23 protein-coding genes and 1 pseudogene are annotated in these 25817 nt (G+C 72.5%); 6 read left to right on the top strand and 18 right to left on the bottom strand.

The window, feature by feature from the left end:
- Nucleotides 1-29: 29 nt before the first annotated feature.
- Together JAV76_RS04160 and JAV76_RS04165 are read left to right on the top strand one after the other, a co-directional pair.
- Complete coding sequence (locus JAV76_RS04160; protein ID WP_198733049.1) at nt 30-680, top strand: potassium channel family protein; 651 nt, start codon at nt 30-32, stop codon at nt 678-680.
- Nucleotides 680-1429 carry a potassium channel family protein gene (locus JAV76_RS04165; RefSeq protein WP_198732778.1) on the top strand — a complete coding sequence of 250 codons (750 nt, stop codon included), beginning with the start codon at nt 680-682 and terminating at the stop codon, nt 1427-1429. The genes JAV76_RS04160 and JAV76_RS04165 overlap by 1 nt, the downstream gene beginning before the upstream one ends.
- Here JAV76_RS04165 and JAV76_RS04170 read toward each other — a convergent pair.
- From JAV76_RS04170 to dut, 4 genes and pseudogenes are all read right to left on the bottom strand, one after another.
- Nucleotides 1389-2093, bottom strand: a pseudogene (locus tag JAV76_RS04170) (DUF3159 domain-containing protein); the annotation flags it as partial. The gene JAV76_RS04165 and the pseudogene JAV76_RS04170 overlap by 41 nt on opposite strands.
- 10 nt (nt 2094-2103) lie before the next feature.
- Nucleotides 2104-2472 carry an OB-fold nucleic acid binding domain-containing protein gene (locus tag JAV76_RS04175; RefSeq protein WP_198732779.1) on the bottom strand — a complete coding sequence of 123 codons (369 nt, stop codon included), beginning with the start codon at nt 2470-2472 and terminating at the stop codon, nt 2104-2106.
- A complete protein-coding gene (locus JAV76_RS04180) occupies nt 2472-3182 on the bottom strand; it encodes a DUF3710 domain-containing protein (RefSeq protein WP_307843983.1) in 711 nt (236 codons plus the stop codon). The genes JAV76_RS04175 and JAV76_RS04180 overlap by 1 nt, the downstream gene beginning before the upstream one ends.
- An 83-nt stretch (nt 3183-3265) precedes the next feature.
- On the bottom strand, nt 3266-3763 hold the full coding sequence (gene dut / locus JAV76_RS04185; RefSeq protein ID WP_307843984.1) for a dUTP diphosphatase: 498 nt from the start codon (nt 3761-3763) through the stop codon (nt 3266-3268).
- Nucleotides 3764-3806: 43 nt separating this feature from the next.
- On the opposite strand from dut, the gene JAV76_RS04190 reads away from it, so the two are divergent.
- Nucleotides 3807-4277, top strand: coding sequence for a DUF3093 domain-containing protein (locus tag JAV76_RS04190; protein WP_198732782.1), 471 nt, complete (start codon nt 3807-3809; stop codon nt 4275-4277).
- A gap of 52 nt (nt 4278-4329) precedes the next feature.
- On the opposite strand, the gene JAV76_RS04195 is transcribed toward JAV76_RS04190, so the two are convergent.
- Nucleotides 4330-4629 carry a DUF4193 domain-containing protein gene (locus JAV76_RS04195; RefSeq protein ID WP_198732783.1) on the bottom strand — a complete coding sequence of 100 codons (300 nt, stop codon included), beginning with the start codon at nt 4627-4629 and terminating at the stop codon, nt 4330-4332.
- Between the two features lie 244 nt (nt 4630-4873).
- A complete protein-coding gene (locus JAV76_RS04200; RefSeq protein WP_198732784.1) occupies nt 4874-5734 on the bottom strand; it encodes an inositol monophosphatase family protein in 861 nt (286 codons plus the stop codon).
- Nucleotides 5735-5878: 144 nt separating this feature from the next.
- Between JAV76_RS04200 and sepH the strand changes: the two genes are divergently transcribed.
- A complete protein-coding gene (gene sepH, locus JAV76_RS04205; protein ID WP_198732785.1) occupies nt 5879-7081 on the top strand; it encodes a septation protein SepH in 1203 nt (400 codons plus the stop codon).
- 29 nt (nt 7082-7110) lie between these two features.
- On the opposite strand, the gene JAV76_RS04210 is transcribed toward sepH, so the two are convergent.
- Genes JAV76_RS04210 through JAV76_RS04220 form a run of 3 tightly spaced genes read right to left on the bottom strand, consistent with a single transcriptional unit; the run spans nt 7111 to nt 11731 of the window.
- Complete coding sequence (locus JAV76_RS04210) at nt 7111-8295, bottom strand: alkaline phosphatase family protein (protein ID WP_198732786.1); 1185 nt, start codon at nt 8293-8295, stop codon at nt 7111-7113.
- On the bottom strand, nt 8292-8912 hold the full coding sequence (locus JAV76_RS04215; RefSeq protein WP_198732787.1) for a DUF5998 family protein: 621 nt from the start codon (nt 8910-8912) through the stop codon (nt 8292-8294). Before JAV76_RS04215 ends, JAV76_RS04210 begins: the two co-directional genes overlap by 4 nt.
- A gap of 56 nt (nt 8913-8968) precedes the next feature.
- Nucleotides 8969-11731, bottom strand: coding sequence for a bifunctional acetate--CoA ligase family protein/GNAT family N-acetyltransferase (locus JAV76_RS04220; RefSeq protein WP_198732788.1), 2763 nt, complete (start codon nt 11729-11731; stop codon nt 8969-8971).
- A 162-nt stretch (nt 11732-11893) separates the two neighbouring features.
- Here JAV76_RS04220 and JAV76_RS04225 point away from each other — a divergent pair, with 162 nt between their 5' ends.
- Complete coding sequence (locus JAV76_RS04225; protein ID WP_198732789.1) at nt 11894-14368, top strand: DNA gyrase/topoisomerase IV subunit A; 2475 nt, start codon at nt 11894-11896, stop codon at nt 14366-14368.
- 25 nt (nt 14369-14393) lie between these two features.
- Here JAV76_RS04225 and JAV76_RS14835 read toward each other — a convergent pair whose 3' ends face one another.
- Together JAV76_RS14835 and JAV76_RS04235 are read right to left on the bottom strand one after the other, a co-directional pair.
- Entirely contained in the window at nt 14394-14861 is a 468-nt protein-coding gene (locus tag JAV76_RS14835) for a PKD domain-containing protein (RefSeq protein WP_198732790.1), read from the bottom strand.
- A gap of 392 nt (nt 14862-15253) precedes the next feature.
- Nucleotides 15254-15721 (bottom strand): DUF6318 family protein, encoded by a 468-nt coding sequence (locus JAV76_RS04235; protein ID WP_198732791.1) that lies wholly within the window; start codon nt 15719-15721, stop codon nt 15254-15256.
- Nucleotides 15722-16146: 425 nt separating this feature from the next.
- Between JAV76_RS04235 and metH the strand changes: the two genes are divergently transcribed.
- Complete coding sequence (metH, locus tag JAV76_RS04240) at nt 16147-19677, top strand: methionine synthase (protein WP_198732792.1); 3531 nt, start codon at nt 16147-16149, stop codon at nt 19675-19677.
- Between the two features lie 9 nt (nt 19678-19686).
- Here the strand turns inward: metH and JAV76_RS04245 are convergent, their stop codons facing one another.
- From JAV76_RS04245 to JAV76_RS04275, 7 genes are all read right to left on the bottom strand, one after another.
- The gene (locus JAV76_RS04245) at nt 19687-20064 is read right to left on the bottom strand and encodes a DUF2200 domain-containing protein (RefSeq protein WP_198732793.1); all 378 of its coding nucleotides are present in this window, start codon (nt 20062-20064) and stop codon (nt 19687-19689) included.
- Nucleotides 20061-20519: a hypothetical protein gene (locus JAV76_RS04250; RefSeq protein WP_198732794.1), complete on the bottom strand. Its 459-nt coding sequence runs from the start codon at nt 20517-20519 to the stop codon at nt 20061-20063. Before JAV76_RS04250 ends, JAV76_RS04245 begins: the two co-directional genes overlap by 4 nt.
- A 137-nt stretch (nt 20520-20656) precedes the next feature.
- Entirely contained in the window at nt 20657-21436 is a 780-nt protein-coding gene (locus tag JAV76_RS04255) for an ECF transporter S component (protein WP_198732795.1), read from the bottom strand.
- Nucleotides 21433-23031 carry an ABC transporter ATP-binding protein gene (locus JAV76_RS04260; RefSeq protein WP_198732796.1) on the bottom strand — a complete coding sequence of 533 codons (1599 nt, stop codon included), beginning with the start codon at nt 23029-23031 and terminating at the stop codon, nt 21433-21435. Before JAV76_RS04260 ends, JAV76_RS04255 begins: the two co-directional genes overlap by 4 nt.
- The gene (locus tag JAV76_RS04265; protein WP_198732797.1) at nt 23028-24035 is read right to left on the bottom strand and encodes an energy-coupling factor transporter transmembrane component T family protein; all 1008 of its coding nucleotides are present in this window, start codon (nt 24033-24035) and stop codon (nt 23028-23030) included. Before JAV76_RS04265 ends, JAV76_RS04260 begins: the two co-directional genes overlap by 4 nt.
- Nucleotides 24032-24754: a hypothetical protein gene (locus tag JAV76_RS04270; protein WP_198732798.1), complete on the bottom strand. Its 723-nt coding sequence runs from the start codon at nt 24752-24754 to the stop codon at nt 24032-24034. The genes JAV76_RS04265 and JAV76_RS04270 overlap by 4 nt, the downstream gene beginning before the upstream one ends.
- Nucleotide 24755: 1 nt before the next feature.
- On the bottom strand, nt 24756-25799 hold the full coding sequence (locus tag JAV76_RS04275; protein ID WP_198732799.1) for a prenyltransferase/squalene oxidase repeat-containing protein: 1044 nt from the start codon (nt 25797-25799) through the stop codon (nt 24756-24758).
- Between the last annotated feature and the right edge of the window lie 18 nt (nt 25800-25817).

Raw genomic sequence — 25817 nt, forward strand, 5'->3', positions numbered from 1 at the left:
TAGCGTTCCCAGTTGTGCACTTCGTCATCATGGGCTGCGGGCGCGTCGGCGCCACGCTCGCCCACTCCCTCGAGAGCTACGGGCACTCCGTGGCCGTCATCGACCAGAACGCCGAGTCCTTCCGGCGCCTGCCGTCGGACTTCGGCGGCAAGAAGGTCACAGGCCTAGGGTTCGACCGGGACACCCTCCACCAGGCGGGCATCGACGACACGTTCGCGTTCGCCGCGGTCTCCGACGGCGACAACTCGAACATCCTCGCCGCCCGGGTGGTCCGGGAGACGTACGGGATCGAGAACGTGGTCGCCCGGATCTACGACCCGCACCGCGCGGAGATCTACCAGCGCCTGGGCATCTCCACCGTCGCCACCGTCCGCTGGACCGCCGACCAGGTGCTCCGCCGCATGCTCCCCCTCGGGGCGACGGACGAGTACCGCGACCCGTCGGGCCGTGTCCGTCTCTGCCAGGTGGACGTCCACCCCGGGTGGTTCGGGCGGTCCGTCCGGACGATCGACGAGGCGAGCGGTGCACGGTCCGCCTTCGTCACCCGGTACGGCGACGGCGTCGTCGTGGCACCGGACACCGTCCTCCAGGAGAACGACATCCTCCACATGCTCGTCGACGCCGACCACGCGGCCACGATGGAACGTGTCCTCACCCACGCACCGAACCTGGAGGACTGATGCGCGTCGTCATCGCCGGAGCCGGGTCGGTCGGCCGGTCCATCGCCCGTGAGCTGCTCCTCAACGACCACGACGTGACGATCATCGACAGGCAGCCGACGTCGATGCGCGTCGCCCAGGTGCCCGACGCTGACTGGCTCCTGGCCGACGCCTGCGAGCTCCCCACCCTCCGCGAGGCCAAGGTCGACGAGTGCGACGTCATCGTCGCCGCCACGGGTGACGACAAGGCGAACCTCGTCGTGTCACTGCTCGCCAAGACGGAGTTCGGGGTGCCGCGCACCGTGGCCCGGGTGAACAACCCCAAGAACGAGTGGATGTTCGACGAGTCCTGGGGGGTGGACGTCGCGGTGTCGACGCCGCGGATCATGACGGCGATGGTCGAGGAGGCCGTGGCCGTCGGCGACCTGGTGAAGATCTTCACGTTCCACCAGTCCGGGGCGGACATCCTCGAGATCACCCTCCCGGAGGAGTCCCCCGTGACGGGGCTGCGCGTGGGTCAGATCGTGTGGCCCACGGACACCGTGCTCGCGGCGATCGTCCGTGGCGAGCAGCCGATCGCCCCGAGCATCGACGACACCTTGGAGGTCGGGGACGAGCTCCTCATCGTCACGGGCCGTGACGCGTCGGAGTCGGAGCTCCACGACCTCCTGGTCGGCGGACGAGGATCCAGGTTCCCCACAGCACCAGCGCCCACAGAGGGATCCCCATCACCAGACGCGCCGTCCCCAGCCACCCAGCCTGGCCCGTGACCCACAGGGGGTACTGCACGGCCAGTCGGACCGCGAAGAGCCCGATCCACAACCACGTGGCGAGCAGGTAGCGGCGCATCAGGAACGGGTCCCTGCGCCACTCGGTGGGCCAGACAAGCGCCGTGGCCGGTCCCGGGTCGCTGGGCGTCTGCTCCGCGGCGTCGTGCTCGGCGGCAGCAGGACCTGTCACCGGGTCGGTCTTCCCGGGCGCGGCGCCGAACCCCGCGCGTAGCGCCTCGACCACAACGCCCACGGCGGGCCACCGGATGAGCACGGTCAGGAGGAGCGCCACGAGGTAGCCCAGGTTCGTCCACAGCCCGACGAGGTAGTAGTCGCTCGCGTCACCGGAGCGCCACGCCCAGAAGACGCCCACGGCGACCCCGAGGAGGCCGCCGAAGGCCTGGGTCATCGGCGTCCGCTGCAGGAGCCTAGCCGCAACGGCCAGCAGGGCGACCCCGAGCGAGGACACGAGAGCCGGGGTGAGCTCCTTCGTGATGACGTACACGACGACGAAGACGAGCCCCGGCGCCATCGCCTCGACGACTCCCCGAACACCCCCCACCGAGTCCGCGATGGAGAACTCGTCAGCGGTGAGCGACCGGACGCCTGGCCCCCCGGTCGTGACCTCGTCGGGAGCGTCGTCGCTCGGCGCTGGGACCGTCATGGGTGTGCTCTCACTCTCCCGGTCGCGCACGGAGCTCGTACCGGGGGTTGTAGATGGTGGGTCGGCCGTGGACCATGCTGACGAGTCCTTCGATGCGCGCACGGCGTCCCGGCTCGATGCCGGCGATGCGGCGTCGGCCCAGCCACACGAGGTCGACGGAGGCCGTGCCGTCGTAGAGCTCGGCCTCGAGCGCCGGCACTCCTTCGCGGGGTCGCAGCACGACCGACCGCACGACCCCGGACAGGACCACACGGGTGCGGTCGCCGACCCCCGCGCACGGGGTGCGACCCGTCTGCGCCGAGGAGACGGTGCGCTCCTCGTCGGCAGTGAGCTCCTCCTGCGAGGCGAGGACCGCGTGCATGGCGCTCCGGACGCCCATCAGCGGATCTCGGTGATCTCGGGGCCCCGGGTCAGGGGGTCGAAGCCGTTGTCGGTCCCGGGCGTCGGGACGTCGGCCGCGCGCGGCTTCCCCGGGAGCGCGAGCGCGAGGAGGTCGCGCGGGGGGCGGGCGTCGGTGCCGCGGATTACCACGGTGTCCGCGAACACGGCCTCGAGCGCCGCAGCAGCCTCGACGTCGATGGCGGCCTTCCCGCTGATCACCCCGCGGAGGAACCAGCGAGGGCCGTCGTGGCCGATGAACCGGGCAGGCCGGTGCCCGGTCCGCCCGTCGGGGGTGCGCGCGGGCAGACGGGCGAGGAGCTCCCGTCCGAAGGGCCCGGGGACATCGTCGACGGAGCCGCCCTGCTTCGTCACCGACTGCGCGATCTCGTCGCGGATCTCGTCCCAGATGCCCTCGCTGCGGGGGGCGGCGAAGGCCTGGAGCTGCAGCGCCGAGCCGTCGAGGGAGATCCCCACGCCCGTGACCCGCTGGGTCTTCTGGTCCATCTCCATGCGGAGCTCCATGCCCTGGACGCCGGGCAGCCAGATGGCGCCGAGGTCGACGCGCGCCCCTCGGTCCGCGACCTCGTCGGCGTCCCAGGGGCCGGTGCGACCGGCCGCCTGCGCGTCGTCACCGACCTCCGGCGTCCCGGGGTCGGGGTGCTGCGCGGACGCAGCAGCATCCTTGGAACCGCGTCGAAACAGAGCCACCGATTCGTCTCCTTCAGGTGTGCCCGGCGCTGCCCGCGAGGGCATCCGTCACCGGGCGCTTGCGTGATAGTCCCGTGACAACCCTAGGCCTGGTCCGGCGCACCGGACGACTCCTCCACGACGGGCGGCGTCCCCCAGCCCCCGCTGGACCCGAAGCCCCCGGTCCCGCGGGCGGACCCTGGCAGCCGGTCGGCGACCACGAACCGTGCCCGGGCGACCCGCTGCACGACGAGCTGGGCGATGCGGTCCCCACGTGAGAGGACGACGCTGTCGTGGGGGTCCGAGTTGTAGAGCGTCACCGCGATCTCACCCCGATATCCGGCGTCGACGGTGCCGGGGGCGTTGACGATGGTCAGGCCGTGGCGCGCGGCGAGGCCGGACCGGGGGTGCACGAACGCCGCGTAGCCGTCCGGGAGGGCGATCGCCACGCCCGTGGGGACGGTCCTGCGCTCGAAGGGGGCGAGCTCCACGTCGACGGTCGTCACGAGGTCGGCGCCCGCGTCACCGGGGTGGGCGTACGCCGGGACCGGGATCCCGTCGTCGAGCAGCGTGATGAGGATCTCGGGCAGGTCGGTAGTCACGGTGGGCCACTCTAGTGCGCGGCACGGCTGAGACAATGGGGGCATGACCCCAGCTCCTCACGCAGCCCGGCCCGACGACGTCCGCCACAGGGAGCGGCTCGTGCCCGGGCCCGGCGTGTGGGCCGGGGTGGTGGTGTTCGCGGCGGTGGTCGCGGTCGCGGTGTCCGTCGCGTCCTGGACCGTCTCGGCGGTCGTGGGGACCGTGGTGCTCGTCGTCGGCGTGGCCCTCGTCCTGTGGAGCTCCCCGGTGGTCGAGGTGGCGGCGGGTGAGCTGCGCGCGGGCTCGGCGCACGTCCCGCTCTCGGACCTCGGCGCGGTGAGCGTCCTCGACCGGGCGGGCGTCGGGAGGGCCATGGGCCCCGCGTGGGACGCCAGGGCCTTCGCGTGCCTGCGGACCTGGACGGGCGGGGCTGTCCGCGTCGAGGTGATCGACCCGTCGGACCCCACCCCCTACTGGATCGTCTCGTCCAGGGATGCGGAAGGCCTGGCCGCCGCGATCGCAGGATCCCGCTGAGCGGGTCCTGCCGCGGCCGCCAGGCCGAGGTGCGTACGTCGGTGCGTCCGTGTCAGGCAGCGCACTCCGAGCAGATGGGCTGCCCGTTCTTCTCACCGGCCAGCTGGCTGCGGTGGTGGACGAGGAAGCAGCTCGTGCAGGTGAACTCGTCCGCCTGTCGCGGCAGCACCCGGACGGACAGCTCCTCACCGGAGAGGTCGGCGCCCGGGAGCTCGAAGCCCTCGGCCGCTTCCGTCTCGTCCTCGTCGACGACACCCGAGCTCTTGTCGGATCGGCGCGCCTTGAGCTCCTCGAGCGAGTCCTCGCTGAGGTCCTCCTCGGTCTTGCGCGGGGCGTCGTAGTCGGTTGCCATGTGTGGGCTCACACTCCGTTGCAGATGTAGTGGTCCGCAGGTCCCTGAGGGACGTGCGGCGTGACGCAGCTCGTCGCGTACGCATGTAATGAACGTGACGGCCCGGTTGTTCCCGGGCCGCGATGGGATTGTGCACCATTTACGAGGCCACCGCGAACTTCCCCGAATGTGACGAAGGTCACCGGGTGAGAAATGGTGATAAACGCGGTGGTCAGGCGACGGTGGGTCGTCCGGGTGAAGTTCCTCAGGCCCCGCTGTCGGCGTTCGCGCCCTCGAGGATCTCGACCAGTGCGCGCACCGACGCCGCCGGTCCTGCGACGGTCATGTCGGGGCTCGCACCGCGCCCGCGCAGCCCCGTCACCACGCCCCCGGCCTCCTCGACCACGAGCCCTCCGGCCGCCATGTCCCACGGGTTGAGGCCGCGCTCGTAGGTGAGGTCCAGGCGACCGTCGGCGACCATGCACAGGTCGATCGCCGCGGCACCGATCCTCCGGATGTCACGGACCTGCGGGAGCACCTGGGCGAGCACCCCCGCCTGGGCAGCACGCCGCTCCGCCGCGTACCCGAACCCCGTCCCCACGAGGCTCTGCGCGAGCGGCCGTGCCGGGCGCAGGGAGAGCGCCCGGCCGTCGCGCGTCGCTCCCCCGCCGCGCGAGGCGGTCCAGCAGGTGCCGTCCGGCACCTGGACCACGCATCCGGCGAGCGCCGTCCAGCGCTCGGGCTCCGGCGGACCCGCGACGACCGCCACGGAGATCGCGTACGCCGGGATCCCGTAGAGGTAGTTCACGGTCCCGTCGATGGGGTCGAGGACCCACGTGAGACCGCTCGCACCCGCGACGTGCCCCTCCTCCTCGCCGAGGACGGCGTCGTCGGGGCGCTCGGCGAGGATGAGCCGGCGCAGCAGCGCCTCGGAGTCCGCGTCCATCTGCGTGACGACGTCCACGGGCGACGACTTGGTGGACGCCACCTCCACCTCGTCGGGCCGCGTGCTGCGCACGAGGTCGCCGGCCGCCCGGGCGACCCGCTCGGCCAGGTCACGCAGGGCGGCGATCTCGGTGGCGTCGGGCAGGTCGGTGGCGTCGGGTGCGCTCTGCGAGGTGGTCATGCGCCCATCCTGCCCGACGGCAGGCGCGAGGGGCGGACCGGGCCACCCTGGACCGACGACTGCGGAGGCGCACCGGGCCACCTCCGCACCTGGACCGCCCCGAGGTGGCACCCTGGCACTCATGCAGGTGTCACGGGAGGACGCATGGTTGAGCTGAGCGCCGGCGGGCTGCGGCTCGTCGGTTTGCACGACGACGGGGAGCACCTCGTGCTGGCCGGTGCCGGGGGCGAGAAGTTCATGCTCCCGATCACCGACGCGCTGCGGGCCGCCGTCCGGCGGGACCGCCCGCAGATGGAGCAGATCCGGTCGACGTCGGCCGGCTTCCTCCCGCCCCGAGAGATCCAGGCGCGTGTGCGCGCCGGTCAGACGGCCGAGGAGATCGCGGCGGAGTCGGGCATCACCGTCGAGCAGGTCCACCGGTACGACGGGCCCGTCCTCGCCGAGCGGGAGTTCGTCGCGAGCCAGGCCGCGGCCACCCGTGTGGGCAAGGACGACGGTTCCCCGACCCTCGGCGACCTCGTCACGGACAGGCTGGCAGCGCGGGGTGTCGACACCGACTCCCTGGAGTGGGACTCGGCGAGGCCGGACGGGCACGGCTGGATCGTCTCCGTGACGTTCGAGGTGGGCGGCACGGAGCGCGTCGCGCGCTGGACGTTCGACCACGCGACGCACACCCTGCACGCGCTGGAGGACGAGGCGCGGTGGTTGTCCGAGACGGAGATCGCCGACGAGCCGATCCCGCGCCGTCACCTCTCCGCCGTCCGCGGGGCGGTCTTCGACGTCGAGGTGGACGGCTCGGTCCGCCCCGTGCTCGACGCGGTCGACGAGACGGCGCACGGCACGGACCGCGCCCCCGTGGAGGATGACGCGACGGCCGCGCTGCTCGACGACCTCCAGGGCCGCCGCGGCGTGCGGCAGCAGGTGGACCTCGACGACGACGGTGTGTTCGAGGGCTTCGGTCCGCCGAGCACCTTCGACCTCGGCGGGAGCGGGCACCCGCGCCACGGTGACGACGTCCCGGGCGCGCACCCGGCGGCCGGCGCGGGCGACCCCCGGTCGGCCCGCGTGTTCACCATGCCGTCGAGCGGGCTCCGGCCCGCCGAGGAGAGCTTCGACGCGACCGGCGACACGTCCGCGCGAGGGGACGAGCGGGACGAGGGCGACGGACCGGCGAGCGGTCCGACGCCAGGTGCCGACTCGGAGGACCCTGCCGAGCAGACGGGCACCGTGCACGGTGACGGCAGCCCGGACGATCAACCTGCCCCCAAGGCCCGCGCCGCCCGTCGGGCGCGGTCGAAGGTCCCGAGCTGGGACGAGATCGTCTTCGGGGCGAAGCCCGACCAGTGAGCGGCGCCCCAGGACGCCCGGGGCACAGCTCAGGTGGTGAGGGTGAGGAACGGCACGCGCATCTCCCTCGGGGTCAACGACCCGTGCACGCCGACGAGCTCGAGGGACCGCGCGGACTGCGTCCTGGAGTCCACGACGGTGCCACGACCCGTCACGGCCACGACCACGTCACCGATGTAGGGCCGCACGTGGTCCGCGACCTCCCCGAAGAGCCCGAGCTCGACGGCCTCGTCCCGGGTGGCCACGACGGCGCCGTCACCGAGGACGTCCTGCCATCGCGCGACGACGGCCGCGACACCGGCGGCCCGCCGCGCGTGGACGTGGACGGCGCGCGGCTCGCCCGCGACGAGCTTCACTCCCTCGTGCAGGCCCGCGACCTCCGCGACGTCCCACCTCCGTGAGCGGTCGACGTCGATCATCCCGTGGTCGGCGGTCACGACGATCCGTGTCCCGCGAGGGACGGTCCTCGCGAGCCGGTCGAGCTCCTGGTCGGCCTGCTCGAGGGCGTCCCCCCACTGCCAGGAGTCGGAACCCAGATGGTGGCCGACCTTGTCCACGTCGCCCCAGTAGAGGTAGACGAGCCCGGGCGTGATGAGCTCGAACGCGGCGGCGTCGACGCGCGCCTCGAGGGACTCCGCACCCCGGTACCCGCCGCCCCGGAGCGCCGCGACGGTCATCCCGGAGTCCGCGAACCGCGCCGGGCCCACCGAGGTCACCCGGACGCCGGCCTCGACGACCGACTCGAACACGGTCTGCTCGCGCTGCAGCTCGGTCGGCGACCCGACACCCTCCCAGGACACCATGTTGGCGATGCCGCCCGTGTGGGGGTTGCGCACCGTGTACCCGAGCATCCCCGTGCGGCCCGGGCACGTCCCCGTCCCGAACGTGCCGATCGAGGCGGCCGTCGTGGACGGGTACCCGCACACGAGCGCGGACCCGTCCGTGACGAGCGACCTGAGGAACGGTGCGTGGCCGCTGCGCTCCAGGAGGTTCTCCAGCCCGAGCCCGTCGACGAGGACGACGCAGACCCGCTCGGCGGGGGCCAGCCCCAGCACCTCGCGGGACCGGGCGTACCGGCCGTCCGGACCGTCGACGCCGAGCGCCGAGGCCGCGGCGGGCAGGACGGCGGCGAGGCTCCGACCGTCGTACTCGGGCAGGACGAACCCGTGCCGGACGACCGCCTCGGAGAGAGGCCCTGACGGCTCCTGCGTCACCGCCGTCCGCCAGCCGCGTACCCCGTCGCGGCGGACAGCGCCCGGGCGAAGGACACGGCCGACCGCACGGCGTCGCGGCCCTCGGCCTGCGCGCTGATGCGGACAAGGACGTCGTCGTTGGCGACCGATCCCGACAGGCCGTGGTCCGCCTCGCAGTGCGGGTCGGCGCACTGGGTGGGCTCGAGGTCGATGCGGGAGACCGCGCCCCAGCCGATCGCGAGGGTGAGCTCGGCCGGCGGGTGGCCGGCCCGGTGCTTCTCCGGGGCGTTGACCATGTGCGTGAGCACGACCGACTTCACCTGCGACAGCGGGACGGCCTCGGTGGTGGCCGCGGCGCTCGCCCCGGCGTGCGGGTGCGCGTGGGGCTCCTCGCCCTCCTCGCCCGAGTGGTCGTCGACGTGGGCGAGGACCAGCCGCGACGCGGTGAGGACGAGCACGGTCACGTGCCGTCGCACCTCCGCCGTGGCGAAGGTGGTCTCGACGTGGACGAGGTGCGCCTCGACCGGCTCGTCGGCGAGGGCGACGTCGAGGACGTCGGCGACGAGCTCGGGGTAGTAGCCCGCACGGTCGAGCTGTCGGCGGAGGTCTGCACGGTGGTCAAGGGAGGACGAGGACACCCGACCATCCTAGTCAGTCGTCGTCGCACGACCGGTGGCCGACGTGCGGGCCACCGTCACTGGGGCAGCGCCCTGCGCAGGCCGTCGTTGCGGTTGGCCGCACCGAGGGTGACGCGCGCGCTGAGCACCGCCGCCCCCCGCTCGGCGACGACCACGGGGTACAGCTCGAGGGAGCTGATCTCGGGGTGGTCGTCGGCGAGCTGGGAGACGCGGGCGACGAGGTCCTCGACGGCGGCCGCGTCCGCCTCGGGCAGGCCCTTGTACCCGAAGAGGCGGGGCGCGGCGCGGATGGACCGCACCATCTGCGCGACGTCCGTGGTGGTCAGGGGCGGGACCCCGTAGCTCACGTCGTCGAGGAGGTCGACGGCGTCGCCGGAGAGCCCGAAGGAGATCACCGGACCGTACAGCAGGTCCTCCGTGGAGCGGACGACGCACGCCACCCCGCTGGGCGCCATGCGTTGCACCTCGAGCTGCACGTCGGCGCTCCCGTCGGGGCGTCGGGACGCCGGGACGTGCTCGGCGAGCGCCGCGCACATGGCCTCGTGGTCGGCCCGCAGCTCGGCCTCGTCGGCGATGTTCAGCCGTACGCCGCCGAGGTCCGCACGGTGGCGCAGCGACTCCGCGGTGCTCTTCAGCGCGACGGGCCACCCGAGCCGACGCGCCGCGGCGACGGCCTCCTCGACGTCCTCGACGTGCACCGACTCCCACAGCTCGATGCCGTAGGAGGCGAGGAGGCTGCGGACGTCCTCGGTGGGCAGTGGCCCGTCGTCCGCGGACTCGATGACCCGCCTGGCCGCGAGGGCGTCGACGCCGGTCGGGGCGAGCGGCTCGCCGTGGTCGCCGGAGCGCCACGAGGCGTACCGGACGACGGAGCCGAGGGCCAGGACCGCGTCCTCCGGGGTGGAGTAGGCGGGGACGTGGACCGTCGAGCCGTCGGGCGCGGTGGCGGAGAGGGCAGGCACGATGCCGTGGTGCCCGAGGACGCTCGCGACGGTGGGACGGCCCGTGCGCGCCGCGGCGCGGGCGACCTCGGCGCCGAACCGTGCGACGCCTCCGCCGAGGACGGGCACGTGGACGGCGACGACGACGTCGCACGCGTCGTCGTACACCGCGTCGACGACGCGTCGTGCCTCGTCGTCGGGGGCGTCCTCGTGGAGGATCCCGGGCGTGCCCGTGACGACGAGGCCGGCAGCACCGGCCGCCTCGGCGACGATCGCCGCGAGGTATTCGGAGCTGGCGAGCACACCGACGCGTCGGCCGCGGGGCAGGGGCTGGTGCGCGAGGAGCTGGACGATGTCGAGGAGCTGGTGGGTGTTCTCGGCGCGGATGACCCCGGCCTGGCGGAACATCTCCTCGAGGGTGCGCCGGGGCGCCCGGGTGGCGCGGACGGTGTGGCCCGGGGGCACGATGTGCCCGGAGCGTCCGGCGGTCACGACCACCACGGGCTTGGCGAGGCTCAGGCGTCGGGCGATCCGCGAGAACTTGCGCGGGTTGCCGATGGACTCCAGGTAGAGGCCGACGACGGTGGTCGAGTCGTCGTCGTGCCAGAACTGCATGAGGTCGTTGCCGGACACGTCCGCGCGGTTCCCGGCGGAGAGGAACGAGGAGACGCCCAGCCCGCGCCGCTCGACGGTCGCGAGGACGGTGACGGCCGTGGGTGCGGACTGGCAGAAGAGCCCGATCGTCCCGGAGGGCAGCGGGTCGGCGCGCAGGGTCGCGTCGAAGGTGGCGTCGGGCCGCCGGGCGAACAGCCCGTACGACGCGGGCCCCACGACGCGCATCCCGCCCGCGTGGGCGGCGCGGACGAGCTCACGTTGGAGACGGACGCCCTCGTCTCCCGTCTCCGCGAAGCCCTGGCTGAGGACGACGAGCCCGCGGGGCGCCAGCCGCGACAGGGACACGACGGCCGCCGGCACGTCGGCGGCCCTCGCGGTGACGACCACGAGGTCCACGGTGCCGGGGACCTCGTCGACGGTCTCGTACCGTTCGAAGGTGTCGCTCGTCCCGTGGGTGCCCAGGGCGTCGCGCACGGCGAGCGCGGGCAGACCGACGACGACGAGGCGCTGGCCGCGCACGAGGCCCCCTGCGAGCGCCGCCGCGGCGAGCCTCGCCTCGCGGGCATGGGCGGTGCCGCGCGCGGAGGCGAGGAGGAGCACGCTGCCAGGGGTGAAGAGCCCCAGCATGCTCCGCGCCTCGGCGCGGTGCTCGCGGTCGGCCATCACCTGGCGGGAGCGCTCGGTGGGGTCGAGGTCGATGCTCACGGTGACGATCCCGTCGTCGACGTGCTGCGTGGTCTCGTACCCGGCCTCGCGGAACACGGCGAGCATCTTGCCGTTCTGCGGGAGGACCTCGGCGGTGAACCGGGCGATGCCGACCTCGCGGGCCGCGACCGCGACGTGCTCGAGGAGCACGGACGCGAGCCCGCGTCCCTGGTGGCTGTCGCTCACGTTGAACGCGACTTCGGCCTCGTCGGCCTCGATGCGGTCGAAGCGCGCGACCCCGATGATCTCCTCGCTGCCGTCGGGGGCGACGGTCACCGCGACGAGGGCCACACGGTCCCGGTGGTCGAGGACCGTGAAGCGCGTGAGGTCCCGCGGCGAGAGCTGTTCCATCGCGGTGAAGAAGCGCATGTACGTGGACCGCTCCGACTGACGCCGGTGGAAGCGTTGGAGGGTCTCGCGGTCGTCCGCGCGGATGGGGCGCACGTGGGCGGTGCTGCCGTCTCGGAGGACGACATCGGCCTCCCAGTCCACGGGGTACGGCTCCGCCCCGGGGGTGGTCGAGCCCTCCGCCTGGACGTCGTCGTCTGCGCTGCTCATCGCCCCAGGCTATGCCGTGCACCGCCGGTGGCGACGGCGCACGTGCGGAGAGTCGCCCTGTGGGTGGGGCGTGCCACAATGTGGCGCGCCCGCCACCTGCCCGGTGGAGGGGCGACGATGGACCAGACCGCACTCCACCCACCCCGTAGGAGCAGCACACCGATGGCGCGTACACGGACCGGCAGCGCACAGCCGGTCGAACCCGGTGACTACACCGAGAAGATCGTCGACATCGACGTGGCCACGGAGATGGAGGGCTCGTTCCTCGAGTACGCCTACTCGGTGATCTACGCGCGGGCCCTGCCGGACGCGCGCGACGGGCTCAAGCCCGTCCAGCGGCGCATCCTGTACATGATGTCCGACATGGGCCTGCGCCCGGACCGCTCGCACGTGAAGTCGGCGCGCGTCGTGGGCGAGGTCATGGGCAAGCTCCACCCGCACGGTGACACCGCGATCTACGACGCGCTGGTCCGCCTCGCCCAGTCGTTCTCCCTGCGCCTGCCCATGGTGGACGGCCACGGGAACTTCGGGTCGCTCGACGACGGCCCCGCGGCTCCCCGGTACACGGAGGCACGTCTCGCGCCCGCAGCGTTGGTCATGACCACGGGGCTCGACGAGGACGTCGTGGACTTCGTGCCGAACTACGACAACAAGCTCACCCAGCCCGAGGTCCTGCCCTCGGCCATCCCCAACCTGCTCGTCAACGGGGCGTCGGGGATCGCCGTCGGGATGGCGACGAACCTCGCGCCGCACAACCTCATCGAGGTCATCGCCGCGGCGCGCCACCTCGTGGCGAACCCGGACGCCCCGCTCGAGGACCTCATGCGGTTCGTGCCCGGGCCGGACCTGCCCACCGGCGGGAAGATCGTAGGCCTCGAGGGGATCCGTGACGCGTACCGGACGGGTCGCGGGTCGTTCAAGACGCGCGCGACCGCGAAGATCGAGAACGTCACGCCCAAGCGCAAGGGCATCGTCGTCACCGAGCTGCCCTACCTCGTGGGCCCGGAGAAGATCATCGACAAGATCAAGGAGGGCGTGCAGTCGAAGAAGCTCTCCGGGATCACGGCGGTCACGGACCTCACCGACCGCGCGAAGGGTCTGCGCCTGGTCATCGAGGTGAAGACGGGCTTCAACCCGGAGGCCGTCCTCGAGCAGCTCTACCGCTACACGCCGATGGAGGACTCCTTCGGCATGAACAACGTCGCCCTCGTCGACGGGCAGCCCCGCACCCTGGGTCTGCGCGAGATGCTGCGGGTGTGGGTGGACCACCGGATCGACGTCGTCCGACGGCGCAGCGCGTTCCGCCTGGCGAGGAAGAAGGCGCGCCTGCACCTCGTCGAGGGGCTGCTGGTCGCGATCGTCGACATCGACGAGGTCATCCAGGTCATCAGGTCGTCCGACGACACCGGGGCTGCGCGCGCACGGTTGCGCGAGGTGTTCGACCTGTCCGAGCTGCAGGCCGACTACATCCTCGAGCTGCAGCTGCGCCGCCTGACGAAGTTCTCGCGCATCGAGCTGGAGAAGGAGCAGCAGACGCTCGGTGAGGAGATCGCCGAGCTCGAGGCGATCCTCGCCGACGAGGCGCGCCTGCGCCGCCTGGTGAGCGACGAGATGGCCGAGGTCGCACGGGTCTACGGCACGCCGCGCCGCACCATCCTCCTCGACTCGGCGGGGGCGGGGGTGAGCGGCGCGATCGGCACGGTGAGCGTCAAGACGTCGGCCGTGCCGCTGGAGGTCGAGGACACGCCGTGCTGGGCGATGCTGTCCGCGACGGGGCTCCTGGCCCGTTCGAGCGGCGCGGACGAGCCGCAGCGCGACGACCACCGGCACGCGCACGACGTCCTGCGGTCCGTGGTGCCGACGACCGCCCGTGCGGAGATCGGTGTCCTGACGTCCGCGGGTCGGGTGGTCCGGGTCTCCGTCCTGGAGCTGCCGTCGCTCCCGCCCACGCAGGGTGCCCCGAGCCTGTCGGGAGGTGTCCCGGTGGCCGAGGTGTGCACGCTCGAGCCCGGGGAGCGGGTCGTGACCGTCGTCAGCCTCGCCGAGGACGCCCCGACACTCGCCCTGGGGACGGCTGCGGGCGTGGTGAAGCGTGTCGCGAGGGGTGACGTCCCGAACCGGGAGAGCTGGGAGGTCATCGGCCTCAGGGACGGCGACTCGGTGGTGGGTGCCGCTCCGGTGTCGGACGAGGACGAGCTCGTGTTCGTGAGCTCCGAGGCCGCGCTGCTGCGCTACCCGGCGTCGGCCGTGCGTCCGCAGGGGCGTGCGGCCAGCGGCATGGCGGGCATGAAGCTGCCCGACGGCCAGCGGGTGGTGTTCTTCGGGGCGGTTCCTGCGGGTACAGACGCTGCAGCGGTGGTGACGATCGCGGGTGCGAGCGATGCGCTGCCGGGCACGCAGACCGGGAGCGTGAAGACGACCGCCTTCGATGTGTTCCCCGCGAAGGGGCGTGCCACCGGTGGTGTGCGTGCCCACCGGTTCCTCAAGGGCGAGGACGCGCTCATCCTCGCCTGGGTGGGTGTCGCTCCCCCGCACGCCACCGGGTCCGCTGGACAGCCCATCGACCTCCCCGAGGCCGACCCGCGCCGCGACGGCTCCGGTGTGGCGCTCCCAGCACCGGTCTACGCGATCGGCTGACCGGAGCGGGGACGCGGCTGGCCGCTCAGGACCCGTCGTCGTCGGTGAGGAGTGTGCGGCGTTCTTCGATGGTGAGGGGGTCGGTGGTGGTCGTGGTGGTGGCGGTGCCGGGGATGGGTTGATAGGTGGTTCCGGCGTCGAGGGAGTACTCGCCGGTCCATGTGGTGGTCAAGGTGATGGTGTACGTCCCGGTGGTCGTGTAGGAGCGCGAGACGGTGTGGTCGGGGTACGGGGCGCCGGGGTCCGTGGTGACCAGGGGCGTGGACCCGTCGCCGAAGTCCCACGTGAACGACGCCGGTGTGGCGCGCACCCGCACCGGTTGGCCCAGGATCGTGGTGTCGAGGACCTGTGGGGTGTTGTCGGTGTACGTGATGGTCGCGATGTTCACCAACGACACCAGGGTCGGTGGTTGGACCTGTACCGGGGACGCGGCCAACGGCAACGACCGGAAGTCCGCCTGCGTCACCGTGATGGGCACTGCACCCGGCGCCACGGCACATCTGACGTAGTCCACCCGGTCCCGCGTCCATTCCGATGACTCGTCCGCACGGACTTCGATCGCCCTCGGGTCGAACACAAAACCCGGCTCCATGCCGCAGTCGCGCACGACTTCACTCGCACTCCCCGTCAAACATCGGATGATCCCCGTCGTGAGACCGATGCCCGACGTCCCCTCCACGCACTGAGCATCGACGACACGGACGTTCGGATCGTCATTCACGGGCCCTCCTCCGCTGGGGAGACCCGCCTCGGCTGCAGCCACGCGGATTTCTACCCGATTTCGATCAACACCTTCCCCAAGACGGGAATCCCAGTCTTCGCCCGATGGTCCAGCGGTCATGAAGCTGACAGCAACAGCCCATGGCATTGCTAGAGCGAGATACCTCACTCTGCAGGCCCTGCGCTTACGTCAAAAATCCTCCAGTCACCGTCTCGGTAGACGAAGACACTGATCGACAAGTTGGCGGCAGGAGACCGGTCAATGGTCGCGCCGTCCGAGTCGGTGACCTGCCCCTCGCTCTCACGCACATCGAAAGACACCTCAATAACTGGAGTTCCGTCGACAGGAGAAATCACTGGTTCGCCAGACCATGTCAATTCCCCACCCGTTGACCTTTCGCCGCGTTCCGCGGAAGCGTCAACCGAGGCCGATACATTTCTGCAAAAACTGCACTCTGCGCCGCTGACACTCTTCCACAGGTCGGTCTCGCCAGACGAATAGGTGAACATGTAAGTCGAAAGAAAATACTCCGCTGCGGCCTTGGCGGCCTCGTTGTCCGTGCCGTCCATCGCGGCGGGGCGTTCGGGCGGTGTCGGGGTGGCGGAAGGTGTCGGGTCGGGCGTCTCGGTCACGGAGCTCGACGACGGCGCGACGCTCGTGGACGGTCCGGAGGGGTCCGGGGCGCTCGCGCACCCGCCCAGGGCCAGGGCTGTCAGCACCGTCGTCGCGATCATGGCTCCAGCCCGGAAGGGCGCACTTCTCCGAACACTCATGCGCGAGACCCTAGAGGTTCCCTCTCCCCACCACACCTCACCCCCGGAATCTGTGGACAACCGCAGGGGCGGTGAACACCGGTTCGAGCGGCACGCGGCGTGCTCTCGTGGACGGGGCGTGCGCTCTTGGGCCCGCCCGTACCAGGAAGGCACGCCGCGTCGGAACCCGGGGACGCCCCTTCGGGTACCGGGGGCCCGTCGGCCATCGGCACCCCCTGGCCAGACACCGACCATCTGGCGGGCGCCAGCATCCCTCCCACCGGACGCTGCCTAGACTCGATCGCATGCTGACCCCGCGCGCCGCCGCCCTGAAGTCCGCCCTGTCGGAGCGCGTCGTCGTGGCGGACGGCGCCATGGGGACCATGCTCCAGGCGTCCGACCTCACCCTCGACGACTTCGAGGGCCACGAGGGCTGCAACGAGATCCTCAACGTGACACGCCCCGAGGTGGTCGAGGCCGTGCACGACGCCTACTTCGCGGTAGGCGTCGACTGCGTCGAGACCAACACCTTCGGCGCCAACTGGTCCAACCTGGGCGACTACGGGATCGACCACCGCATCGTCGAGCTCGCCGAGGCCGGTGCGCGCATCGCCCGCCGGAGCGCCGACACCCACGCCTCGGCGGACCGGCCACGCTGGGTGCTGGGGTCCATGGGGCCGGGCACCAAGCTCCCCAGCCTCGGGCACACCACGTACGCGCACCTCAAGGACACCTTCGCCCAGCAGGCCACCGGCCTCCTGCGCGGCGGCGCGGACGCCGTCCTCATCGAGACCAGCCAGGACCTCCTCCAGGCCAAGGCCGCCATCAACGGGGCCAAGGAGGCCATGGCTACCGAGGGCCACGAGATCCTCGTCCTCGTGCAGGTCACCGTGGAGACCACGGGGACCATGCTCATGGGCTCCGAGATCGGCGCGGCGCTCACGACCCTCGCGGCGCTCGGCGTCGACTCGATCGGTCTCAACTGCGCCACAGGTCCCGCGGAGATGAGCGAGCACCTGCGCCACCTCGCCAAGCACTCCACGGTCCCGGTGACGTGCATGCCCAACGCCGGGCTCCCGGTCCTCGGGCCCAACGGCGCCCACTACCCGCTCACCCCGGAGGAGCTCGGAGCTGCGCACGCCCAGTTCGTCCGGGAGTTCGGCCTGGGCCTCGTCGGCGGGTGCTGCGGCACCACGCCCGAGCACCTGCGGCACGTCGTCGAGCGCGTCGGCGGTGTGCCCGTCGCACCGCGCTCCCCCGTACCGGAGAACGGCGTCGCGAGCCTGTACACGCACGTCGACTTCGAGCAGGACGCGTCGTTCCTCGCCATCGGTGAGCGCACCAACGCGAACGGATCGAAGGCCTTCCGGGAGGCGATGCTCGCGGAGGACTGGGACGAGTGCGTGCAGATCGCCCGCGCGCAGACGCGCGACGGCGCTCACCTGCTCGACGTGTGCGTCGACTACGTGGGACGCGACGGGGTGGCTGACGCCCGCGAGGTCGTCTCGCGCCTGGCGAGCGCCTCGACCCTGCCGCTGGTCCTGGACTCCACCGAGCCCGCCGTCCTGCAGGCCGGGCTCGAGCTCGTCGGCGGGCGCGCCGTCGTGAACTCGGTGAACTTCGAGGACGGCGACGGGCCGACGTCCCGGTACGCGCGGATCATGCCCCTGGTCCGCGAGCACGGTGCCGCGGTGATCGCGCTGACCATCGACGAGGAGGGCCAGGCGCGCACCGCCGAGAGCAAGGTCGCCATCGCATCGAGGCTCATCGATGATCTCACCGGCGCGTGGGGCATGGCGGTCGACGACATCGTCGTGGACACCCTGACGTTCCCCATCGCGACCGGGCAGGAGGAGACACGCCGCGACGCCATCGAGACGATCGCCGCCATCCGTGAGCTCAAGGCCCGGTACCCCGGGGTGCACACCACCCTCGGGGTGTCGAACGTGTCGTTCGGGCTCAACCCGGCGGCGCGCGTCGTCCTCAACTCCGTGTTCCTCCACGAGGCCGTCCAGGCGGGTCTCGACTCCGCGATCGTGCACGCCGCGAAGATCCTGCCGCTGTCGAAGATCCCCGACGAGCAGCGGGAGGCCGCCCTGGACCTCGTGTGGGACCACCGCCGGTTCGACGACACCGGTGCCATGACCCACGACCCCCTCGCGCACCTCCTCGACCTCTTCGCGGGCGTCGACACCGCCGCCGTGAAGGACGCGCGCGCCGCGGAGCTCGCCGCGCTCCCCCTGGGTGAGCGCCTCGAGCGACGCATCGTCGACGGCGAGCTCAAGGGCTTGGACGCCGACCTCGACCTCGCGCTCACCGAGGGGATGCGCCCCCTGGACATCGTCAACGACCACCTGCTGGCCGGCATGAAGGTGGTGGGCGAGCTCTTCGGGTCCGGGCAGATGCAGCTCCCGTTCGTCCTCCAGTCGGCCGAGGCCATGAAGACGGCCGTCGCCCACCTCGAACCGCACATGGAGAAGACCGACGAGGCGGGGAAAGGCACGATCGTGCTCGCGACCGTGCGCGGCGACGTCCACGACATCGGGAAGAACCTCGTCGACATCATCCTCACGAACAACGGGTACACGGTCATCAACATCGGGATCAAGCAGCCCGTCGCCGCGATGATCGAGGCCGCCGAGAAGCACGACGCGGACGTCATCGGCATGTCCGGGCTGCTCGTGAAGTCCACGGTGGTCATGAAGGAGAACCTCGAGGAGCTCAACGCCCGTGGCTACGCGCAGCGGTGGCCCGTCCTGCTCGGTGGCGCAGCTCTCACCCGCACGTACGTGGAGGACGACCTCGCGGACGTGTACGACGGCGAGGTCCGGTACGCGCGGGACGCCTTCGAGGGGTTGCGGCTCATGGAGCCGCTCGTGCGCATCGCACGGGGCGAGGCGCGCGACGCCGTGGGCCTGCCGGCCCTGAAGAAGCGCCGCCACGCGACGGTGACCGTCACGGAGACGGCACCCGAGGACCTGCCGGCCCGGTCGGACGTCGCCACGGACAACCCGGTCCCGACGCCGCCGTTCTGGGGCACCCGCATCGTCAAGGGCATCCAGCTCGCGGACTACGCCGCGTTCCTCGACGAGCGTGCGACGTTCATGGGTCAGTGGGGCCTCAAGCCGTCGCGCGGCGACGACGCCCGGTCCTACGAGCAGCTCGTGGAGACCGAGGGACGACCACGCCTGCGTGACTGGTTGGACCGCATCAAGACGCAGGACATGTTCGACCCGTCGGTCGTGTACGGGTACTTCCCCGCCGTGTCCGACGGGGACGACATGGTGGTGCTCCACCACGAGGGCCCTGACGGGGGCAGCGGTGGCGAGCCGGGCACCGAACGGGTGCGGTTCACGTTCCCCCGGCAGCGGCGCGACCGGCACCTGTGCCTCGCGGACTTCGTGCGACCGCGGGAGTCGGGCGAGGTCGACGTGGTGGCGTTCCAGCTCGTCACCGTGGGCGCCCGGGTCGACACGCACACGGCACGGCTGTTCGCGGAGAACCGGTACCGCGAGTACATGGAGCTCCACGGGCTGTCGGTGCAGCTCACGGAGTCCCTCGCGGAGATGTGGCACTCGCGCATCCGCGAGGAGCTCGGCTACGCCGCCGAGGACCCGGCGGATCTCGAGGGCATGTTCAAGGTGTCCTACCGCGGTGCCCGGTACTCGTTGGGCTACCCGGCGTGCCCCGACATGGAGGACCGCCGCAAGGTCATGGACCTCCTCGACGCCGGGCGTGTGGGCGTCGTGCTCTCCGACGAGCTCCAGCTGCACCCCGAGCAGTCGACCGACGCCATCGTCTTCCACCACCCGGAGGCCAAGTACTTCTCCGTATGACGGGTGGGATCACGGGGCGGTGGGTGTCCCGCTGGCACCACCGCGCAGGATCGACGTCATCCTCTTGCCGCGCGCGACCTCGTCGACGAGCTTGTCCATGTACCGGATCCTCTGCATGAGCGGGTCCTCGATGTCCTCGACCCGGTGACCGCAGATGAGCCCCGTGATGAGCGTCGCGTCGGGGTTCATGGAGGGCGCGTGCTCGAAGAACGACGCCAAGTCCCTCTCGTCCGCGAGCGCCGCCTCGAGACCGGCGTCGTCGTAGCCGGTGAGCCACCGGATCACGATGTCGACCTCGTCCTTGGTGTGCCCCTTGCGCTCCACCTTCGCCACGTAGAGCGGGTAGATGCTCGCGAAGCTCGTCCCGAAGATCCTGTGCCCCGTCATCGGTGCCCCTCGTCGGTCGCGGCGGCGCGGGTGGCGACGCCGAGCTCCAGGAGGACCTCCTCGGCAAGCGCGTCAGCGTGGAGCCGGATCGCCGCGAGGTGCCCCCTGCGTCGTCTCACTGGCTGAGTGTCCGCGAGCCGCAGGGCCGTGTCGAGGTCGGTGGCGCGGCGCCGCCACTGCTCCGCACGCTCCCTGAACGCATCGTGTCCTGCCCGGTCCTGCTCCATCGCGTCCACGGCGTCCCTGACGATCACGAGGACGTGACGCACCCGTCCCGCGGTGCTCTGCCGGACTCGCGCACCGCGCATCTGCTCACCGATCGTGCGTGCGGTGGCAGCAGCCCGGCCTGGCGCGTCGGGGAACCGACGGTTGAGCTCGTCGAGGCCACGGACCGCGATCCCGATCCTCGGACCCCACCGGACGCCCACCTGCACCGCCTTGCTCATCGAGACCATCGGGCTGCTCCTGTCGGTGACGTCATGATGCCGCGGTGGCACGGGTGGACCGTTGCTCCGCTCATTCAACAGCGCCGAGGCGTGCCCCGCACCTGTGCTGACGCGGTGGCGCCGTGCGGGCGGTCCTTCCCGTCGCCCTACCCGAACGACGCCGGTCGCCGCGCCCGGGCGAAGGTCCCGAGGACGGGCCTGCCGAGGGCGACGACAGCGACGACGCTGGTGACGGCGCGGACGGTGTCCCAGGCGAGGGATGTGGTGAGGGTGAAGAGGAGGAACCGGCGCAGGTTCTCCCCGAGCGTTCCTCCGGGCACGTAGGAGACGGCGGTGTCGCCGCCGAGGGCGAAGGGCCAGAACCAGAGGTTCATGAGGAGCCCGAAGGCGTAGGCGGCGAGCACCGCGTACGCGGCGAGCGCTGCCAGCTCGATCGTCCCGCGCGGAGCGACCCGGCCGCGGAGCAGGTGGCCGAGGATCCCGGCTCCGAGCCCCACCCAGGCGCAGGCCAGCACCTGGAACGGCAGCCAGGGCCCGACGCCTGCGGTGAGGAGCGCGGACGCGAAGAGGGAGACGGCGCCGAGGAGGAACCCGAAGACGGGCCCGAAGGCGTACCCGGCGAGGACGAGGAGGAAGAACACGAGCTCGATGCCACCGACCCCGGCTCCGACGAGCCGCAGGGCGGCGTTCACGGCGGACAGGACGCCGAGCATGGCGAGGGTGCGGGCGTCGAGGCCGCCCTGCCCGAGGTGCAGGAGCACGACGAGGACGAGGACGGGAAGGAGGACGAGGACGAGCCACGGGGTGCTCTGCCCTCCGCCCCTGGGCGTCACGCTCGCGACGAGGGGCCAGCAGAAGACGGCGAGCCCGACGACGCTCGTCAGGGCGAGGACCACTGCCGTGGCGCGTGGGTGGGCCACGGTCATGGTGCCTGGTCCGCTCCGAGGTAGAGGTCGGCGAGGCGCATCCACGGGCGGGGGGCCATGATCCTGGCGATCTGCGGCGCGAAGCCCGGCGAGCCGGTGAGCATGGCGCGGGCGGGTCCGTCGGCGACGATCTCGCCCTGCGCCATGAGGACGACCCGGTCGGCGAGGTCGGCGGCGAGCTCGACGTCGTGGGTGGCGACGACCACCGCGGTCCCGTCGCGGGCGAGGTCCCGCAGGCGCGCGACGAGGCTGGTCTTGGCGTCGTGGTCGAGGCCTCGGGTGGGTTCGTCGAGGAGCAGGACGCGGGGTGGTGCGGCCAGGGTGAGCGCGAGGACGAGCGCGAGCCGCTGACCCTCGGAGAGGTCGCGTGGGTGCGTCGCCCCGTCGACGTCGTCGACGAGCGTCCGCAGGAGCGCCGCCGTGGTCCCGGCGGACACACCGGCGTCGCGGTCCGAGGTGGCGCACTCGTCAGCGACGGTCTCCAGGTAGAGGAGGTCGGTGACGTCCTGCGGGACGAGGCCCACGAGCCGACGGGCGATGGTCGGCGCGACGTCGCGGGGGTCCTGGCCACGGACGTCCACGGTCCCTGCGTGCCGCGGGCCGATGCCGCGCAGCGCCCACAGGAGGGACGACTTGCCGGAGCCGTTGCGGCCCATGAGCGCGACGACCTCACCACCGGCCAGGTCGAGGTCCACGGACCGCACTGCGTCGACCCGCCCGTGGCGGACGCTCGTCCCCCGTGACCTGAGGAGCACCGGTCCCGCGGGTGCCGGCGCACCGCCGAGGGCACCGACAGGCTCGATGACGGCCATCGCGGCGCGGCGTCGCGCGTCGCGCACGGAGAGCGGGACGGGAGACCAACCGAGGGCGGTCGCGAGCCGCACCACGGGTGGCGCGAGCGCCGTGCCGGGCAGGATCTCCTGGGGCGTCCCCGCCGTGACACGCCCCTCGCGCACGTGGACGACTCGGTCCGCGAGCTGGACCACCCGTTCCAGGCGGTGCTCGGCGAGGACGACGGTGAGCCCGACGTCGTGGACGAGCCGGGCAAGGGTCGCGAGGACCTCCTCGGCGCCGACGGGGTCGAGGGCGGACGTCGGCTCGTCGAGGACGAGGACGCGGGGCCCGGCCGTGAGGACGGCACCGACGGCCACCCGTTGCTGCTGCCCCGCGGACAGCGTGTCGAGGCGCCGGTCGCGCAGGTCGGCGATGCCCACGAGGTCGAGGGTCTCCTCCACGCGGCGCCGCATGGCTGCCGGGGCGACGCCCTGCTGCTCCATCCCGAACGCGAGCTCGGACTCGACGTACGCGGTGACGAAGCCGTGGGCGGGGTTCTGGCCGACGGACCCGACGAGGTCGGCCATGTCCCGCGGGTGCGTGGTGCGCAGGGACCGTCCGGCGACACGGACCTCGCCGGTGACGTGCCCGCCCGTGCTGTGCGGGACCGACCCGTTGAGGAGCCGCAGGAGCGTCGACTTCCCCGCACCGGTGGCTCCCGCCACGACGACGAGCTCGCCCTCCTCGACGTGGAGGTCGACATCGCGGAGCACCGACGGGCCGGCGTGGTGGCGCACGCCCACGGCGGCGAGCTCGATCACGACGCGACCGTCCGCGACGGCCGGAGGAGGACGGGCGATCCGGCGACGATCGGGGCGACCAGCCCCGCCCACGTGAGGTCGGGGACCCTGTCCGGCGCCGGGGTCCGGATGTCCGCCGGGACGAGCGCGAGGAGGCCCAGCGCGGCGAGCACGGCACAACCGACGGTGACGTTCGCACCCAGCGTCCACGGCGTGGGTCGGTACACGGTCCGGCGGGCGGACCGGTCGAGCACGACCGCGCCACCGCCGCACAGGACCGCGCACCCGACGAACGCCACGGGGGCCCACGAGGGCCAGGCGTCGTCCAGCAGACCGTACGCGGCGAACCCGAGGAGGACGGTCGCGCCGAGCACGAGCGCCGTCTGGGAGCGCGGGCGGGACGTGCCACGGGCCCCACCGAAGCCGCGCGCCTCCATCGCCGCGGCGAGGGCGAGCGACCGGTCCATCGCTCCTTCGAGGACGGGGACGAGGGTGCCGCGGACACCGGACCGACCGCCGCGCAGGCGGGCGGCACGACGGACGTCGTGGACGGACCGCGTGAGCTGGGGGAAGACGGAGACGGCGATGACGAGGGCGGTGGACAGTCCGGCGAGCGCGGGAGGTGCGTGCTTGAGGAGCTCGAGCGGGTCGGCCAGGCAGTGGGCGGCGCCGATGGCGAGGATCATCGCGGCGAGCTGCATTCCTCCGCTGACGCCGGAGAGGAGGGCCTCGGCGCTGACCGGCCCGAAGAGGTGGAGAGGGCCGATGTCGACGGACGGCAGGGTGAGGACGGGCTCCCCCCGGTCGGCGGGGAACACGACGCGGAAGACGGTCCGCAGGACGACGACGGAGGCCGCGACGACGAGGTAGAGGCGGAAGTCACGGCGACGGTCCGTCCCGTGGACGGACACGACGAGTCCGACGACGGCGACGAGGAGCGCGAGGACGAGGAGGTTGGTCGTCGCGGCGGCGGCTCCGACGAGCACGAGCGCCCAGACCCACCACGCGGCGGGGTGCACGGTCATGGTCGTCGTCCGCGGGCGACGGCGACCCCGACGAGGAGCCCGACGACGACGAGCGCCAGCACAGGGACCACAGGGAACGGGGCAGCGTCCTGCTCGGGGCGCGACGTCACGTCGGGCTCGTCGCCGGGCGACGACGCCGGCCGCGCGGCCCACCCGGACGGGAGGTCCCCGGCCCGCGCAGAGGCGGGCGAGAGGTCAGGCCCCGTGGGCTCGGCGCCGCTGGTGGCGAAGGAGAGTCCGAGGACGTCCCCGGGCGCGAGCCGGAGCTCGGTGACGCCGACCGTCGCGTACGTCCACGCGCTCGCGTCAGCGGCGTGCCACACGGACCAGTAGGCGAGCTCCGACGGTGTGCGCGCGCAGGTCTCGCGCACGACGCCCCCGCCCGGGATCGTCACGTCCTCATCGGCTGCGGGTCGTCCGTCGACGCGGCACACGAACGCCGCCCCCCACTGCGCGGTCCCCGTGACGCCCACCCCCGCCGCGTCGAGGGCGGAGGACGCGGTCAGAGGTTCCTCCCCGGGCGCACAGCCCACGGACCCTGTTCCGTCGGCGTTCGCGAGCACGCCCAGGTCGACGACGACGGTGACACCTTCGCACGGCTGTGGCCGGTCCTCCGCCGCGGCGCCCCCGGGCGACGCCACGGCCGCGACGGCCGCGACGGCAGCCCCGAGCACCTGCGCACGCAGGCGCGGGCCGCTCACGGGCGCCGCCGTGGGCACGTCAGGCTCCGGCGCCGAGGACCTGCGCCAGTCCGGTCCCCGCGAGGGCGATCGTCGCCTGAGCGGTCGCCCGCGCGTCCGGTTCGCCCGCGACGGCGAACGTCCCGTCCTCACCGACCTGCCCGACGAGCCAGTCCCGCCCTGCGGAGCCGTCCTGGCCCGCGTCCTCGAGCGCGCTGACGACCACGGCGGTGCTGTTGGTGTTCGGGGTTTCCTCCCCGGAGGCGGCCCACGCAGCGCCCGAGTCCTCCTGGAGCCGCACGGAGTCCAGCCATCCCAGGGCGCGGCTCACCGTCTCGGCCTCCGGGTCCTCCCCCGCCGCGACGAGCGCCGAGACGGAGAACGCCGTGGCGTCCACGTCGCCCTCGCAGTCGCCGTCCGGCTCGTCGGCGAGCTGCGCGGGGTAGCCCCCGTCGGTGCACTGCTGGGCTACGAGGTAGGCGGTACCGCTGGGCGTCCCCTCGCCGACGGTGCTCGACGCGAGGAGCGCCCACGCCTGGGAGACGGTGTGCGAGTAGTCGTCCGCCCCGCGGTCGCTGAACCGTCCGGTGGGCGCCTCGAGACCTTCGAGCTCGGCGACGAGATCACGGCCGTCGACGTTGCGCGGGTCGAGCCCTGCGGTGTCGAGGACGGTGACGAGCTTGGCGAGAGAGCCCGCGTAGAGGGCGTCCTGGCCGTCGCCGACATACCCGAGGACGACGTCCGGTGCGGCGAGGGCCGTCGCGAGCTCTGCGGCGCCGGCGGTGTCACCGGCGGCGGTGAGCGCGAGGACGATGTCCGCGGTGAGGCCCTGGTCGGGGTACGTGGCACCGTCGAACTCCGTCTCGACGACCTGGCCGTCGCTGAGGTCGGCGAGCCACGTCGCGGAGGCCTGCGCGTGGTCTGCCGTCGTCCCGGCGTCCGCGGACACCGAGGCGGAGGGCGCGTCGGTGCCCTCGGGGTCGGACGAGCACCCGGAGAGCACGAGGGCCACGAGGCTCGCGGTGACGAGAACGGCACGGCGCCCGGGGACGGAAGGACACGAGGTGGATCGGTGTGTCAGCACGTCGGGAAGTCTAGGCGT

This window comes from Sanguibacter suaedae, from assembly GCF_016342785.1.
GTDB lineage: Bacteria > Actinomycetota > Actinomycetes > Actinomycetales > Cellulomonadaceae > Sanguibacter > Sanguibacter suaedae.